Annotated in this window: 10 protein-coding genes; 3 read left to right on the forward strand and 7 right to left on the reverse strand. The window is 49.8% G+C overall.

Translation table 11 applies throughout. The annotated features are described in order from the left end of the window. Positions 1–45: 45 nt before the first annotated feature. Positions 46–777 carry an MBL fold metallo-hydrolase gene (locus PPA03S_RS24630; protein ID WP_062326824.1) on the forward strand — a complete coding sequence of 244 codons (732 nt, stop codon included), beginning with the start codon at positions 46–48 and terminating at the stop codon, positions 775–777. A 100-nt stretch (positions 778–877) separates the two neighbouring features. Here the strand turns inward: PPA03S_RS24630 and PPA03S_RS24635 are convergent, their stop codons facing one another. Further along, positions 878–2,071, reverse strand: a complete 1,194-nt coding sequence (locus PPA03S_RS24635) for a PQQ-dependent sugar dehydrogenase (protein WP_062326827.1) — start codon at positions 2,069–2,071, stop codon at positions 878–880. A gap of 450 nt (positions 2,072–2,521) precedes the next feature. On the opposite strand from PPA03S_RS24635, the gene PPA03S_RS24640 reads away from it, so the two are divergent. Then, the gene (locus PPA03S_RS24640; RefSeq protein ID WP_062326829.1) at positions 2,522–3,613 is read left to right on the forward strand and encodes a M24 family metallopeptidase; all 1,092 of its coding nucleotides are present in this window, start codon (positions 2,522–2,524) and stop codon (positions 3,611–3,613) included. A 145-nt stretch (positions 3,614–3,758) separates the two neighbouring features. Here PPA03S_RS24640 and PPA03S_RS24645 read toward each other — a convergent pair whose 3' ends face one another. Together PPA03S_RS24645 and PPA03S_RS24650 are read right to left on the reverse strand one after the other, a co-directional pair. Continuing rightward, positions 3,759–4,442 carry a queuosine precursor transporter gene (locus PPA03S_RS24645; protein ID WP_062326831.1) on the reverse strand — a complete coding sequence of 228 codons (684 nt, stop codon included), beginning with the start codon at positions 4,440–4,442 and terminating at the stop codon, positions 3,759–3,761. Positions 4,443–4,681: 239 nt separating this feature from the next. Then, the gene (locus tag PPA03S_RS24650) at positions 4,682–6,079 is read right to left on the reverse strand and encodes an L-cystine transporter (RefSeq protein ID WP_062326839.1); all 1,398 of its coding nucleotides are present in this window, start codon (positions 6,077–6,079) and stop codon (positions 4,682–4,684) included. Positions 6,080–6,413: 334 nt separating this feature from the next. Between PPA03S_RS24650 and PPA03S_RS24655 the strand changes: the two genes are divergently transcribed. Continuing rightward, positions 6,414–8,114 (forward strand): methyl-accepting chemotaxis protein, encoded by a 1,701-nt coding sequence (locus PPA03S_RS24655; RefSeq protein WP_062326841.1) that lies wholly within the window; start codon positions 6,414–6,416, stop codon positions 8,112–8,114. 147 nt (positions 8,115–8,261) lie between these two features. Here PPA03S_RS24655 and PPA03S_RS24660 read toward each other — a convergent pair whose 3' ends face one another. From PPA03S_RS24660 to cobT, 4 genes are read right to left on the reverse strand one after another with little or no spacing between them, the layout of a single operon-like run. Then, the gene (locus PPA03S_RS24660) at positions 8,262–9,818 is read right to left on the reverse strand and encodes a cobyric acid synthase (RefSeq protein WP_062326988.1); all 1,557 of its coding nucleotides are present in this window, start codon (positions 9,816–9,818) and stop codon (positions 8,262–8,264) included. A 57-nt stretch (positions 9,819–9,875) separates the two neighbouring features. Then, positions 9,876–10,772, reverse strand: a complete 897-nt coding sequence (gene cobS / locus PPA03S_RS24665; RefSeq protein WP_062326843.1) for an adenosylcobinamide-GDP ribazoletransferase — start codon at positions 10,770–10,772, stop codon at positions 9,876–9,878. Continuing rightward, the gene (gene cobU / locus PPA03S_RS24670) at positions 10,769–11,329 is read right to left on the reverse strand and encodes a bifunctional adenosylcobinamide kinase/adenosylcobinamide-phosphate guanylyltransferase (RefSeq protein ID WP_062326846.1); all 561 of its coding nucleotides are present in this window, start codon (positions 11,327–11,329) and stop codon (positions 10,769–10,771) included. Before cobU ends, cobS begins: the two co-directional genes overlap by 4 nt. After that, positions 11,326–12,462: a nicotinate-nucleotide--dimethylbenzimidazole phosphoribosyltransferase gene (gene cobT / locus PPA03S_RS24675; protein WP_062326987.1), complete on the reverse strand. Its 1,137-nt coding sequence runs from the start codon at positions 12,460–12,462 to the stop codon at positions 11,326–11,328. The genes cobU and cobT overlap by 4 nt, the downstream gene beginning before the upstream one ends. Positions 12,463–12,486 lie beyond the last annotated feature (24 nt).

The following is a 12,486-nucleotide window of genomic DNA, read 5'->3' on the forward strand; positions in this document are numbered from 1 at the left end:
CTACACCATAAAGGAGGTGCTCCGGATTCGATCCGGAAAACAAATATGAACAAACCATGGATGGATATTACGGTTCTAAATCTTCATATTGTTACACCTGCGGGTAAAAACCCGATCTACCCTGTTATGCTGCGCGATGAAGATGGTATTACGCTTGTGGATACAGGCATGATTGGCCAATTCGCCGAACTTCAGTCCGCACTGGAACATGAAGGCGTTCAGCTATCTGATATCAAGCGCATTATTGTAACCCATTCCGATATAGACCACATTGGTAACCTTGGTGCCCTAGTGAATGCTATTCCGGAAGTGGAAATCTGGGCGCATAACGATGAAATTCCGTATATCACGGGCAAAGAGCCCATGATCAAGTTCACACCAGAACGCAAAGCGTTGCTGCCTGAACCTATAGCGGAGCTGGCGGAACAATTGATCTCACAGCGGACCGAGTTCAAAATATCCAAAGTGTTAGAGGACGGTGACATGCTGCCTCTACAAGGCGGTATCCAGGTCATTCATACACCCGGACACACCCCAGGACATATCTGCCTGTACTTCCGGGAGCAACAGTTCCTGCTCGCTGCCGATGAATTACGTGTGGTCGATGATGAATTGGTGGGACCTGCTCCACCTGCAACACCGGACATGCCCGAAGCCCTGCGCAGCTTGAAGAGGCTGCTCGGCCTGAAGCTGGAGAAGGTGCTTTGTTACCATGGTGGCGAGTACACCGATGAGCCGAGTCGGCGCATTGCCGAACTCGCAGAAAGTGCGGACTAATTGGTACCTGCAACTAACTTAAATTTACGTAAATATTGAAGCAAAGGGGCTGTCCCATACGTCATGAACATGGCGGGACAACCCCTTTCTATTGTAAATGTTACGGTTTCGGCGTCAGAACGATCAGTCGGTCATCCCCATCGCGTGGAGATCCCCGACCATCACGGTTGTTCGTCAGCACATATAAATTCCCGTCTTCTCCGGCTGTCACATTGCGAATACGACCCCACTCGTCTTTGAACATCGGTTCCACCTGTTTGACTTGTGTGCCATCTTCGGACAGCGTAATTTTGAGCAGCTGCTCACCCCGCAGACTGGCAGCAATCAATGACCCGGCCCATGGCCCTTCTTCTATATAGGCTACACCTGATGGAGCCCATGTTTCATCTCCACTATGGGCAAGCGGAGCCTCATAAACGCCATTGCCATCATCGTCTCCCTCTACCTCCGGCCAGCCATAATTCTCACCAGCTTCAATCCGGTTAATTTCATCCAAATTACGCTGACCATGTTCTGTGGCATACAGATAGCCATTGTCCGGGTTCCAAGCCAGGCCCTGTGCATTCCGATGCCCCATACTGTACACAGGTGAATTAGGCCAAGGGTTATCTTCTGGGATCGATCCGTCGAGACCAATCCGCAATATTTTGCCCCCCAAGCTATCTTCGTTCTGGGCCAGCTCCGGTTCATACCGTTCACCTGTCGTAATATAGAGCAAATTGTCCCGGCCAATCTTGATCCGCCCGCCATTGTGATTCACGCCGCCTGGAATGTCACTGAGCAGCTCCTTGTCTATGGTCGCCTTCCCATCACTCACTTTCAAGCGCAATATCCGATTCGCAATGTCATCGCCTTCCAGATAGGAATGGTATGCATACAGATAGCCATTATCATCAAAATTCGGATCAACAGCAAGTCCGAGCAGACCACCTTCGCCCTCTTCATTAAATGGAGCAGCAAATTCAATTAGAGGTTCAGATGCTAGCTTTCCGTTCTCGATGACCCGAATGGTACCCGGTCGCTCGGTTACAAACATCCGTCCATCAGGCACGCTTACCAACTCCCAGGGTACATTGAGTCCGTCGACTAACACAGAAGCCTCGTAAGGAATTACAGTATTTTCGTCCGTTTCCTCTTCCCCACCACCCGTACCGTCATTGCCACCATCCGCCGTCTGCCCCTGTCCTTGGGACGTCTGCTGCGATTCTGCCGTCGAGTCACCCGAAGCACAAGCAGTTAGTAAAGCTATACTGAGTAACGAAGCATATAACGGAACGCTTAATCGATTATTCATCAGTACATCTCCCTTCTGATGTCGTTGTTATATTGTATAATCTTAGTTTCAAGGATCGTCCATTTCCATCTCTAAGTTAGTTAGTTAGTAGGTTAGTAACCCCACTCGGTTTCGCCCTGTATTACCCTTCCTTTCTGCCACTCAAACGCGGATTCTACTCTGATTTTCCATCAAAACCAATGCTTCCATTTGGATTTCCCCAACATTCTTCTATAATAGAAACAAGATATATAAATTGAACTAAACATTTACACAATAACGGAGAGGATAGAAATAACCTGAAGAAGCGGAGCGTTCGCCTTTATCCCCGGATTTCCCCCCTTGAGAAAGACAATCAAAAAATCTGGGGATAACAGCGATCAGAAGGTTGTTCTGTCATCGGAGTGGCAAGTGTAAATATTCTTTAGTTCAATTTATATAGAACGAACTGAAAGGTGGACAACTACACTCATGAATCAAACTCCTTTATCCCGGCTGGAAGCTGGTCTGTCTACGCAAGGATTGGACGCCATGCTAATTACAGATCCGAAACATATTTACTATTTAACAGGTTTTGCGAGCAATCCGCATGAACGTTTCCTCGGACTTGTTCTTGCGCGCGGCGAAGATCCGCTGTTGATCGTGCCCGCACTCGATGAGGAAGCTGCCGCAGCTGCTTCTTCGGTATCCAACATCGCCACGCATTCAGATACGGACAATCCGTATGCCTTATTTGAGCGTTATCAGAGACGTCTGGGCCGTGTAGGTCTCGAAAAAGAGTACGTGACGGTCGCACGTTATGAACAGTTGACCGCCGCGCTGGGCGCTGCCAACTTTGAAGATGTCGGCCCTCTGCTTCGCACCTTGCGTGTGAAAAAAACACCGGATGAAGTCGCTCGCATTCGCCACGCCATTCATCTGATCGAACAGACGCTTCGCCAGGGCCTGTCTCACGTTCGTACTGGTGTAACCGAGATTGAACTGGTTGCCGAGATGGAATACCAGATGAAGAAACTGGGGGCAGACGGTCCTTCCTTCGATACCATGGTGCTCACTGGACCCAAAACCGGCTTGCCACATGGCACACCGGGTGAACGCCAATTGCAGCATGGCGATCTGTTGATGTTTGATATGGGTGTCTACGCTGGTGGGTATGCTTCGGATATTACGCGTACATTTGCCTTTGGTGACATTTCTCCTGAGCTCAAAACCATCTATAACACCGTGCTCGCAGCAAACGAAGCTGCCATTCGTGCAGTGAAGCCTGGCGTCACCTGTGCGGATATTGACCGTGCAGCACGCCAGGTTACGGAAGAAGCCGGATATGGCGAGCGTTTCCTGCACAGAGTCGGACATGGAATGGGCATTGACGTGCATGAGTATCCTTCCCTGCATGGGCAGAACATGGACATTCTGGAGGAAGGTACAGTATTTACGATTGAGCCGGGCATTTATGTAACTGGCGCAGGCGGTGTGCGCATCGAGGATGATGTACTCGTGACAGAAAATGGCGTTGAGGTGCTGACATCCTATCCGAAAGAGCTGCAAATCCTGACGGACTAAATCTTTTGACATCGGGCCCCTCGCGATTCGGTTTTCCTGAAGAAAATAGGGTACCATAACAAAAGTCCCGCGAAACCATGAAAGCATGGTTCTGCGGGACTTTTGTGTTTGGATTCAGCATTTAGTGGACGGACTTCCTACGAATCTAGGCCTCATCCTTGAATTTAAAGCTTCGTGCAGCATATAGAAACGGCGTTCCTACCGCGGTCAATACAAATTTGATCACGTACGTCGTCAGGAAGATTTCAAGCCAGACATCCCATGGATAGATGAAAGCAAACGCAATCGTGCAGAACACCAGCGTATCCGCAAACGAACTGATGATTGAGCTGCCGTTGGTACGGATCCACAACTGATTGCGTCCTGGCGCCACCTTGCGCAGCCAAGTGTACAGACGTACGTCCAAGAACTGACTGATGAAATAGGCCGTGAGACTTCCGAGTGCCAGACGTGGCAGCAGACCAAACAGTGTTTTCATCGACTCCTGTGCAAAGTCCGTCGATGCTGGCTCAAAGAACAATACCATCTGCATGAGCACGGTCGTCATGATCAATGTGAAGAACCCGAACCATACGGCTTTGCGTGCCTCACCTGGTCCATACTTCTCATTGAGCAGATCACTGGTCAGGTACATGCTGACATACATTGTATTGCCCAGCGTGAGAACGATCCCCATAATATCTATCGTTTTGGTCACCTGTATATTGGCAATGACTGTTGCCACACCGATCCAGGCATAAAGACCCTTTTTACCGAATAAACGGTAACACAAAAGAAAAAAGCCATACGTTACGAGAACAAAAAGCGCTCCCCATCCTAAATTAAACACAATTCATACACTGCCTTCCTAGTTTTGATTACGCGGGATGGTTACGAACCGCGGTTTGGCTCCGGGCCAAAACATGAATACTCTATCACATTTCCCCACGCTTGAACAGCACTAAATAACGCCAACTTCATCTTTAATGCAAAAACCGCCCTCCGGGTTAACCCGAAGGACGGCTGATTAAACATATGGTAATTACACATCCACCTACATGTCAGAGGTGAAAAGTTTGTCTGAATCCATTACGCCTGAACGGCGGAATCCAGATCATGGCTTTGATCATTGAATGTATCCTGATCGTTTTCTTTCAGAATTTTGCTGGATACGAGACCCGCGGTCATTGAATCGTTAACATTCAGTGCCGTACGGCCCATGTCGATCAGCGGTTCAACCGAGATCAGCAAGCCTGCCAAAGCTACCGGCAGGTTCATCGTGGACAACACGATCAGGGAAGCAAAGGTTGCCCCGCCACCTACACCGGCTACGCCAAATGAACTGATCACGACCACCAGGATCAGGGTAATAATGAAGTCCCAGCTCATCGGGTCAATCCCGACCGTAGGAGCAATCATGACCGCCAGCATGGCCGGATAGATCCCGGCGCAGCCGTTTTGACCAATCGTAGCCCCGAAACTTGCCGACAGGTTCGCAATCCCGTCCGATACGCCCAATCTCTTCGTTTGTGTCTCCACGTTAAGCGGAATCGCTGCTGCACTTGAACGGGATGTGAAGGCAAATATTAGCGTTGGCAGAACCTTTTTCACATACGTAATTGGATTGAAGCCAAACAGTGAAATAATAATCAGGTGGATGATGAACATAACGATCAACGCCACGTAGGAAGCAATGACGAATTTGATCAGCTTCAGAATCTCATCCGGATTCGTTGTGGCGGTTACCTTCGTAATCAGCGCTAGTATCCCGTATGGCGTCAGCCTGAGCACCAGTGTTACAATCCGCATAACCACCGCATATACCGCATTGACCATGCCGCGGAACGTTTCCGCCTGCTGTGGTTTTTTGCGATCCAATCCGAGAACTGCTACTCCGATAAAGGCCGAGAAAATAACAACTGCCAGTGTAGATGTACGACGTTCTCCGGTCATGTCCGCGAAAGGATTTGACGGAATGAACTCCAATACTTGCTGGGGAATCGTCTGATCCTTCACGTCAACGAGACGTTCCTCCATCTTCTGCCCCTGTGCAAGCTCTCTGTCTCCACCCTCAATCTCAATGGAAGTCAGGTTGAAGCTCAAACTCGTCACAATACTTACGCTTGCGGCAATTGCCGTCGTGATGAGCAAGATCGCGATGATCGAAAGGCTCATTTTACCGAGATTCTGCTTGCCTTTCAGATTCATGATGGCCGAAATGATGGAAACCATAATCAATGGAATCACGACCATTTGTAACAAACGAACATATCCTGAACCGGCCAGATTAAACCAATCGACCGACTTGGTAATGATGTCAGAATCAGATGTGTAAATCAGTTGCAGAATGACGCCGTATACGACTCCAATGCCCAGACCCGCAAATACACGCTTCGTAAAGGAAACATGTTTCTTCTGCATCCAGAACAGGACACCCAGAAGAGCGAGCATAACCACGACATTCAAAATGATTAAAAAGGTATTCATTTGTATAAATCCTCCTCAGTGTGAGTAACCGGATCTTCCGGTTTTCTACTCGCTCAAAAGCGATATTCAACAATATATCACATAACAAACTATTCTGGTAGGTATTAATTGATATTATGTAATATGCATGTAATTAATTCATCTATTTCTGAAAAAAATACACGAAATCGTGAAAATTATAGTATTCAACCTCAGGTTAATTTTGTAATATAGGTATATCCGCTTATTCCCAAGTTTTCTCAACGTGAAAATTAGGCCTTTCTTCGTTGGTATTTAGTCTTATGATGACGGAAAAGCGACAATGTTAATGAACATGACGTGAAAGGATGATTATATGTTTCGAAATCGCACCGTTGCCGGTAAAATCAGAGGCACCTTGTTCCTCGTTCTGCTGGTTGCTTCTCTGTTGTTCAGTATCAGTTTCTACGCCGTGTCCATGAATATTATGCAAAGCTACGTGCTTCCGCAGTTCGACAAGGTCCTTAATACGTCTATTCAGGATATATACAAGAACACATCCTCTTCCAAGATTTTGCAGGTGCAAAGTGGCGGCGCAGGTTCTGATGGTGCAGCGCTGACCGTCGAATCGTATTTGGCTGGTAAAGCAAAAGAGCACAATCTGGATGCGGCCTACGTTGTCGCTGTTCAGGACGGTAAAGCTACCGTTGTGATCGCGAACGCCTCCTCAGGCATGAAAGCCGGGGATGAAATAGACGTAGACGCAGCAATGAATACAGCCACTGAGAAGAAAGAAATGGAAATCAGCGAGGTTTATTCCGATTCCTTCGGTGTACATAAAGCAGCCTTTATCCCAATAGCAGGAAGTAACATGATCATGGCTGTAAGTATGGATGCACAGTTCATCCAGGACAAAATTGCCCAGATTTTCTGGTTATGCCTCGGTATTACGGCATTGGTCTTTGTGCTTGGATGGCTTATCTCGACAAGCATGATCAAAAGAGTAACCAAACCGATCATCCAGCTCGTTCAACATAGCAAACAGATCTCACAAGGTGACTTGACCGCAGAACTTCAGATTAGAGGCAAGGATGAAATCGCACAGCTCGCTTCAAGCTTCCAGACAATGACTCATAATTTGAAAGAAATGATTAGCCGTGCCCTCACTACGTCCAATGAGGTTGTGGAAGGCTCCAATGATCTGCTCAAGCGGGTTGAATCCATGTCCGATATGGTGAAAGATTCCAGTCGCTCTGCTGAAAGTGTGGAGAAAGGCAGTGAAAGCATCGCTTCCAGCGCAGCCGAAAATGCAAGAGCCATGGAAGAAATTACGCAGGGCATTATGCATATCGCCTCTTCTTCTGCCGAAGTGTCCGAGCAGATCGGAGATGCTGCGACCGAAGCGGTTAATGGTAACCGTCTGGCTCAGGATGCCATTCAGCAAATGGAACGTGTGGGTCAGACCGCAAGCGAATCTTTGCGTTATGTGGAAACAATGAACGAGCGTTCGATCGCCATTGGGACCATTGTTCAATCTATTTTTGAAATCACGAAACAGATCAACATGCTGTCCCTCAATGCGTCCATTGAAGCAGCACGCGCTGGAGAGCATGGACGCGGGTTCGCGGTCGTTGCCGGAGAAGTACGCAAGTTAGCTGAACAATCCAAGACAGCTACAGAGGAAATCTCCGACTACTTGAGTACCATTCGTGAAGATGCCGAACGTTCGGTTGATGCCATGAACCGCGTTACCCAAGAGATTGGATCAGGTTCTCATGTGGTGCAGCAGGCAGGTTCCGCGTTCCAACAGCTTAACGAGTTGATTCAGAACGTAAATCTGACGATACAGACGGTATCCGCATCTACTCAGCAAGTATCTGCCGGAGCTGAAGAAGTCAGTGCATCCGTGGAAGAAACGGCTCAGATTACGTCCAAGTCCCGTCAAAGTATGCAGCAAATTGCTTCTACAGCGGATCTTCAACTCAGCGAGATGGATTCACACTCGAACACCGTTCGCCATCTGCATGAACAAGCCGTAGAACTGCAATCCGCCATGAAGAACTTCAAAATAAACTAACAGGTATACCATTAACCCATCATTCCCACATTTAATCAAATCATATCATCAGAATATGCAAATACCCCCATGTTCAGCTTCGTTCCAGGTTATAGGGAACGGCTGCACCATGGGGGTATTATTTTGGACAATATGCTGGGACGCATCTTATTCAGGTGCCTGAACACCCATAATCTCGTACACACGCTGCATATCCAATGAAGAGCGTAATGATTCGGCTACACGGTTAAACTCCATTTCCTTGCGTTCCCGGGCACTGTACGTCTCCAACAGCGGAGCAAGCCCTTTTCCTTCACGAAGACCGTTAAGCCACGAACGCCGGAACTGATCACTTTCAAACAAACCATGCAGGTACGTTCCCCACACTTTGCCGTCCATTGTGCCCCAGCCTTCATTGAAGGGCTGACCACCCGAATGGGCGATTTCGAACAAGGCAGTTACACGTTCAGGCTCATGACACTCGGTAACCCCCATGTGAATCTCATAGCCTTCAATGAGTAACGAGTCTATTGCACTGCTTTCCTCATGCAGACGAATCGGATGAAGACCGTGTACATGCCCGGAGGCTCTTACCGTTTGTTTGTTCTGTAGAAATGTTGTTGATAGAGGCAACCACCCCAATCCGTTGGCTTCCTGAATCTGATTCGCTTCTACCGCATATGGATCCTGGAGGTGCTGACCGAGCATCTGGTATCCACCGCAGATCCCCACAAGCTGAACATGTTCACGCTCGGTCTGGCTGGCAATTGCCTGTTCCAGTCCTGACGAACGCAGAAAGGCCAGGTCGCCAATCGTATCCTTCGTACCCGGGAGCAGAATGGCGTCAGGATTCCCCAGCTCAGCTGGAGAAGTCACATATCGCACATTCACATCCGGTTCCCGGGAAAGGGCATCAAAATCTGTAAAGTTGGAGATACGCGGATAACGAATTACCGCAAGGTCAAGCTCCTGCTGACCGGATTTACCGTGGCGCATCGAGTCCAGCACCACCGAGTCCTCCGCTTCAATCTGAATATCGCTTATGTAAGGCAATACGCCCAATACGGGAATGCCTGTCCGTTCTTCCAGCCAGTCCAATCCGGGCTGCAGCAAGGAGAGATCGCCGCGAAACTTGTTGATGATGAACCCTTTTACACGCTGAACCTCATGTGGCTCAAGCAGCTCCAGCGTACCCACAATGGAAGCAAAGACGCCGCCACGATCAATATCCGAGATCAGAATAACCGGTGCATCGGCCCAGCCGGCCAGATTCATGTTCACGATATCCCGATCCTTCAGATTGATCTCCGCAGGACTTCCCGCGCCTTCCATCAGCACGATATCATACGTCTCGCGTAACCGATTCAGTGCATCCATAACCGTCTGTTTGGCTTCCGGCAGAAAGTGCTGCCGATAGTCCCACGCACTCATCTGTGCAAAAGGTACACCATGTACCACGATCTGGGAATGCATATCCCGAACCGGCTTAATCAGAATCGGATTCATGTCAGTCGTCGCTTCAATACCACACGCCTCAGCCTGTACGCCTTGAGCTCTGCCTATTTCCTTGCCGTCTTCCGTGACATAAGAATTCAGTGCCATGTTCTGTGATTTGAACGGGGCTGGCCTGAAGCCATCCTGCTTGAATATCCGGCATAGCGCCGTCGTAATTACGCTTTTCCCCACATCCGATGCTGTTCCTTGCAGCATTAATACTGCCGCCATTTGTTCGGACGTTTGTGTATGCGTACCTTCCACGTTCCCTCACCTCAGTTTTCAGCGTTATAACCAAAAGAAGCCCTGCAACAGACTAAGTACCGTTAGCAGCACAGCTTCCAGCAGTTCATTCATGGCTCCATACGTGTCCCCTGTAAGTCCACCCAGCCTTTCGCTGATACGCCCGGCTACGAATTTGCCAATCACATAGCCAACCAGTGGAACTGCAATAATAGCTGCAGCAGGGTATAGCCACCATGGTAATGTCCCCAATCCATTCTCCGTTGCCAGTACCTGAAACATGGCAGTATCCGGCTGAAAGATCCATACGGCCGCAAGTGTAATAACACCTGCCAGAAGGGTTAGCCCGGCCGCAGAGCTGCGTGCACGCTGGACTTCCCTCCGCTCTCCCAATCCCTTGAAAAGAACAGCAAGCCCATCGTCGTTCCGGGCATTCGGCCAGGCCGCCATGGCATACACCATGAACCAACGGCTCCAGATCATCGGCAGGATGAGCAAGGCTCCATAGGCCCAGTTGCCACGTGCGATAAAATCAGCGATCAATGCTGCTTTCATCATCAACAGCAGAACACAGGCGATTACGCCCATGGCCCCGACACGGCTGTCCTTCATAATCTCCAGCATTCGCTCACGGGTGCGATAACTGAGCAGCCCGTCTGCCGTATCCATCCACCCGTCCAGATGAAGGCCTCCGGTTAGCCATACCCACAGCGTCAAGGTTAATACCGCTGCCGGAAACGCTGGAAGCAGCGCACCCGTCAGGGCTCCGCCCAGCCAGACACACAATCCGATGGCCGCACCAACCAGCGGGTAATACACGACACTCTCCCGCAATAATGGCGGGACGAAATCGATCTGCATTTTCACCGGAAAACGGGACAGAAATTGAAAAGCGGCCGCAGCCGCATGGTTTTGGTTTTGGTTTTGGCTTCCATCACTCATAAACGATACTCCTTGCTTTTCAGCTCCATCGCAATGCCTACTGTCACCAGAAACACTTCACGGCAAATCGCAGCAATCCGCTGATTGAGAATGCCCGCCAGATCCCGATATCTTCTGCCGAGTGCATACTCCGGTACAATGCCATCCCCGACTTCATTGGTAACAAGTACGAGTAAACCCGGGTAAGACTCAATGGCAGCTACCAGTGCATCCATATGATCATACAGCACCTGCACCGGCTCATGTTCATGCATTAACAGCACATTGCTCAACCATAGGGTCAGACAATCTACCAGAATGGTCGGAGCTGACGTACCTGTATAGGACTCTCCCATTCGTGTAATGAATTCAGGCAGTGCCAATGGCTCCTCCACCGTATGCCACAGATATCCTGCTTCATCCCGCTGCTTCTGATGCAGACGTATACGCTCGCGCATCTCGTCATCATAGGCCTGAGCTGTCGCAACATACCAGGCCTCAGAAGATCGCTGCATACAGAGGCGCTCGGCAAATGAACTCTTTCCACTCCGCGCCCCACCCGTCACAAGTACACTCATGGAGATACCTCTCCTTGAACGGATGAACCAGGAGAAGCGGATGAAGCATCGGCACGTTCAGCGTCGGTCTCCATCGCGCCTCCAGATACGCCTGCACTTGCAAATGTCGCCATTTCGCTGAGAATACGGCATGACGCATCAATCAGATGAAGACTTAGCACGCCTCCAGTACCTTCACCCAGTCGCATGTCGAGATCCAGCATAGGCTTCAGTCCAAGTTCACACAGTAAGGCAGCGTGTCCGCTTTCATGCGATGTGTGAGAAGCAATCATATATGCTGTACTCACTGGAGCCAGCTGCCTCGCAATCAACGCGGCAGCGGTGGAGATAAACCCATCCACAACAACAGGGCATCCGTTTGCAGCAGCAGCCAGAATCACACCCGTCAGCCCGGCGATCTCCAGGCCACCCACTTTGCAAAGTACATCGAGTGCATCGTCTGCATTCGGCGCATTCACGCTAAGAGCCTGGCTGACCACGGCGGCTTTGCGCTGCAAACCGGCATCGTCTACCCCAGTCCCTCGCCCAACCGCTGAAGCAGGAGCTGTTCCGGTTAATGCACACATCACTGCAGCACTTGCAGTCGTATTACCGATCCCCATCTCTCCGGTGACAAACAACTGTGTTCCCTTCTCTACCTCAGCCGAGACCACTTCAACTCCTGCAAGAATGGCCTGAATTGCTTCGTCACGGCTCATCGCAGCCCCCTTCGCCATGTTGGCTGTGCCTTTGCGGACTTTGCGCGAGACCAGATCCGGATGATCCAGATCGGCATTCACGCCGATATCCACACAGATTACATTCGCTTCAGCGTGGCGCGCAAGGACATTGACAGCGGCTCCTCCAGCGAGGAAATTCAGCACCATCTGCGGAGTTACCTCAGCAGGAAAAGCACTAATTCCTTCTTCAACCACCCCATGATCCGCAGCCATAACGATGACAGCTCTTCGATCAAAGCACGGCCGAGCCTTACCGGTGATCCCCGCAAGGCGAATAACCAGCTGTTCCAGCTTGCCCAGACTGCCGGGTGGCTTCGTCAAGGCGTCCACATGCGCAGAGGCTTCTGCCGCGACTTCTTGATTAGGACCCACGATCCGATCCATTAACTGCTTCAACACCTGTTCATTATTCATACAGCCAGCACTTCCTTCATCAAA

The organism is Paenibacillus pabuli NBRC 13638, from assembly GCF_001514495.1.
Classification (GTDB): domain Bacteria; phylum Bacillota; class Bacilli; order Paenibacillales; family Paenibacillaceae; genus Paenibacillus; species Paenibacillus pabuli.

What these genes read in the sequence shown, in the direction of transcription:
- cobS (WP_062326843.1), bottom strand. Translation starts at nt 10,772, where the DNA reads ATGAGTGATGGAAGCCAAAACCAAAACCAAAACCATGCGGCTGCGGCC.
- cobT (WP_062326987.1), bottom strand. Translation starts at nt 12,462, where the DNA reads ATGAATAATGAACAGGTGTTGAAGCAGTTAATGGATCGGATCGTGGGT.
- PPA03S_RS24660 (WP_062326988.1), bottom strand. Translation starts at nt 9,818, where the DNA reads ATGGCGGCAGTATTAATGCTGCAAGGAACAGCATCGGATGTGGGGAAA.
- PPA03S_RS24655 (WP_062326841.1), top strand. Translation starts at nt 6,414, where the DNA reads ATGTTTCGAAATCGCACCGTTGCCGGTAAAATCAGAGGCACCTTGTTC.
- PPA03S_RS24635 (WP_062326827.1), bottom strand. Translation starts at nt 2,071, where the DNA reads ATGAATAATCGATTAAGCGTTCCGTTATATGCTTCGTTACTCAGTATA.
- PPA03S_RS24650 (WP_062326839.1), bottom strand. Translation starts at nt 6,079, where the DNA reads ATGAATACCTTTTTAATCATTTTGAATGTCGTGGTTATGCTCGCTCTT.
- cobU (WP_062326846.1), bottom strand. Translation starts at nt 11,329, where the DNA reads ATGAGTGTACTTGTGACGGGTGGGGCGCGGAGTGGAAAGAGTTCATTT.
- PPA03S_RS24630 (WP_062326824.1), top strand. Translation starts at nt 46, where the DNA reads ATGAACAAACCATGGATGGATATTACGGTTCTAAATCTTCATATTGTT.
- PPA03S_RS24640 (WP_062326829.1), top strand. Translation starts at nt 2,522, where the DNA reads ATGAATCAAACTCCTTTATCCCGGCTGGAAGCTGGTCTGTCTACGCAA.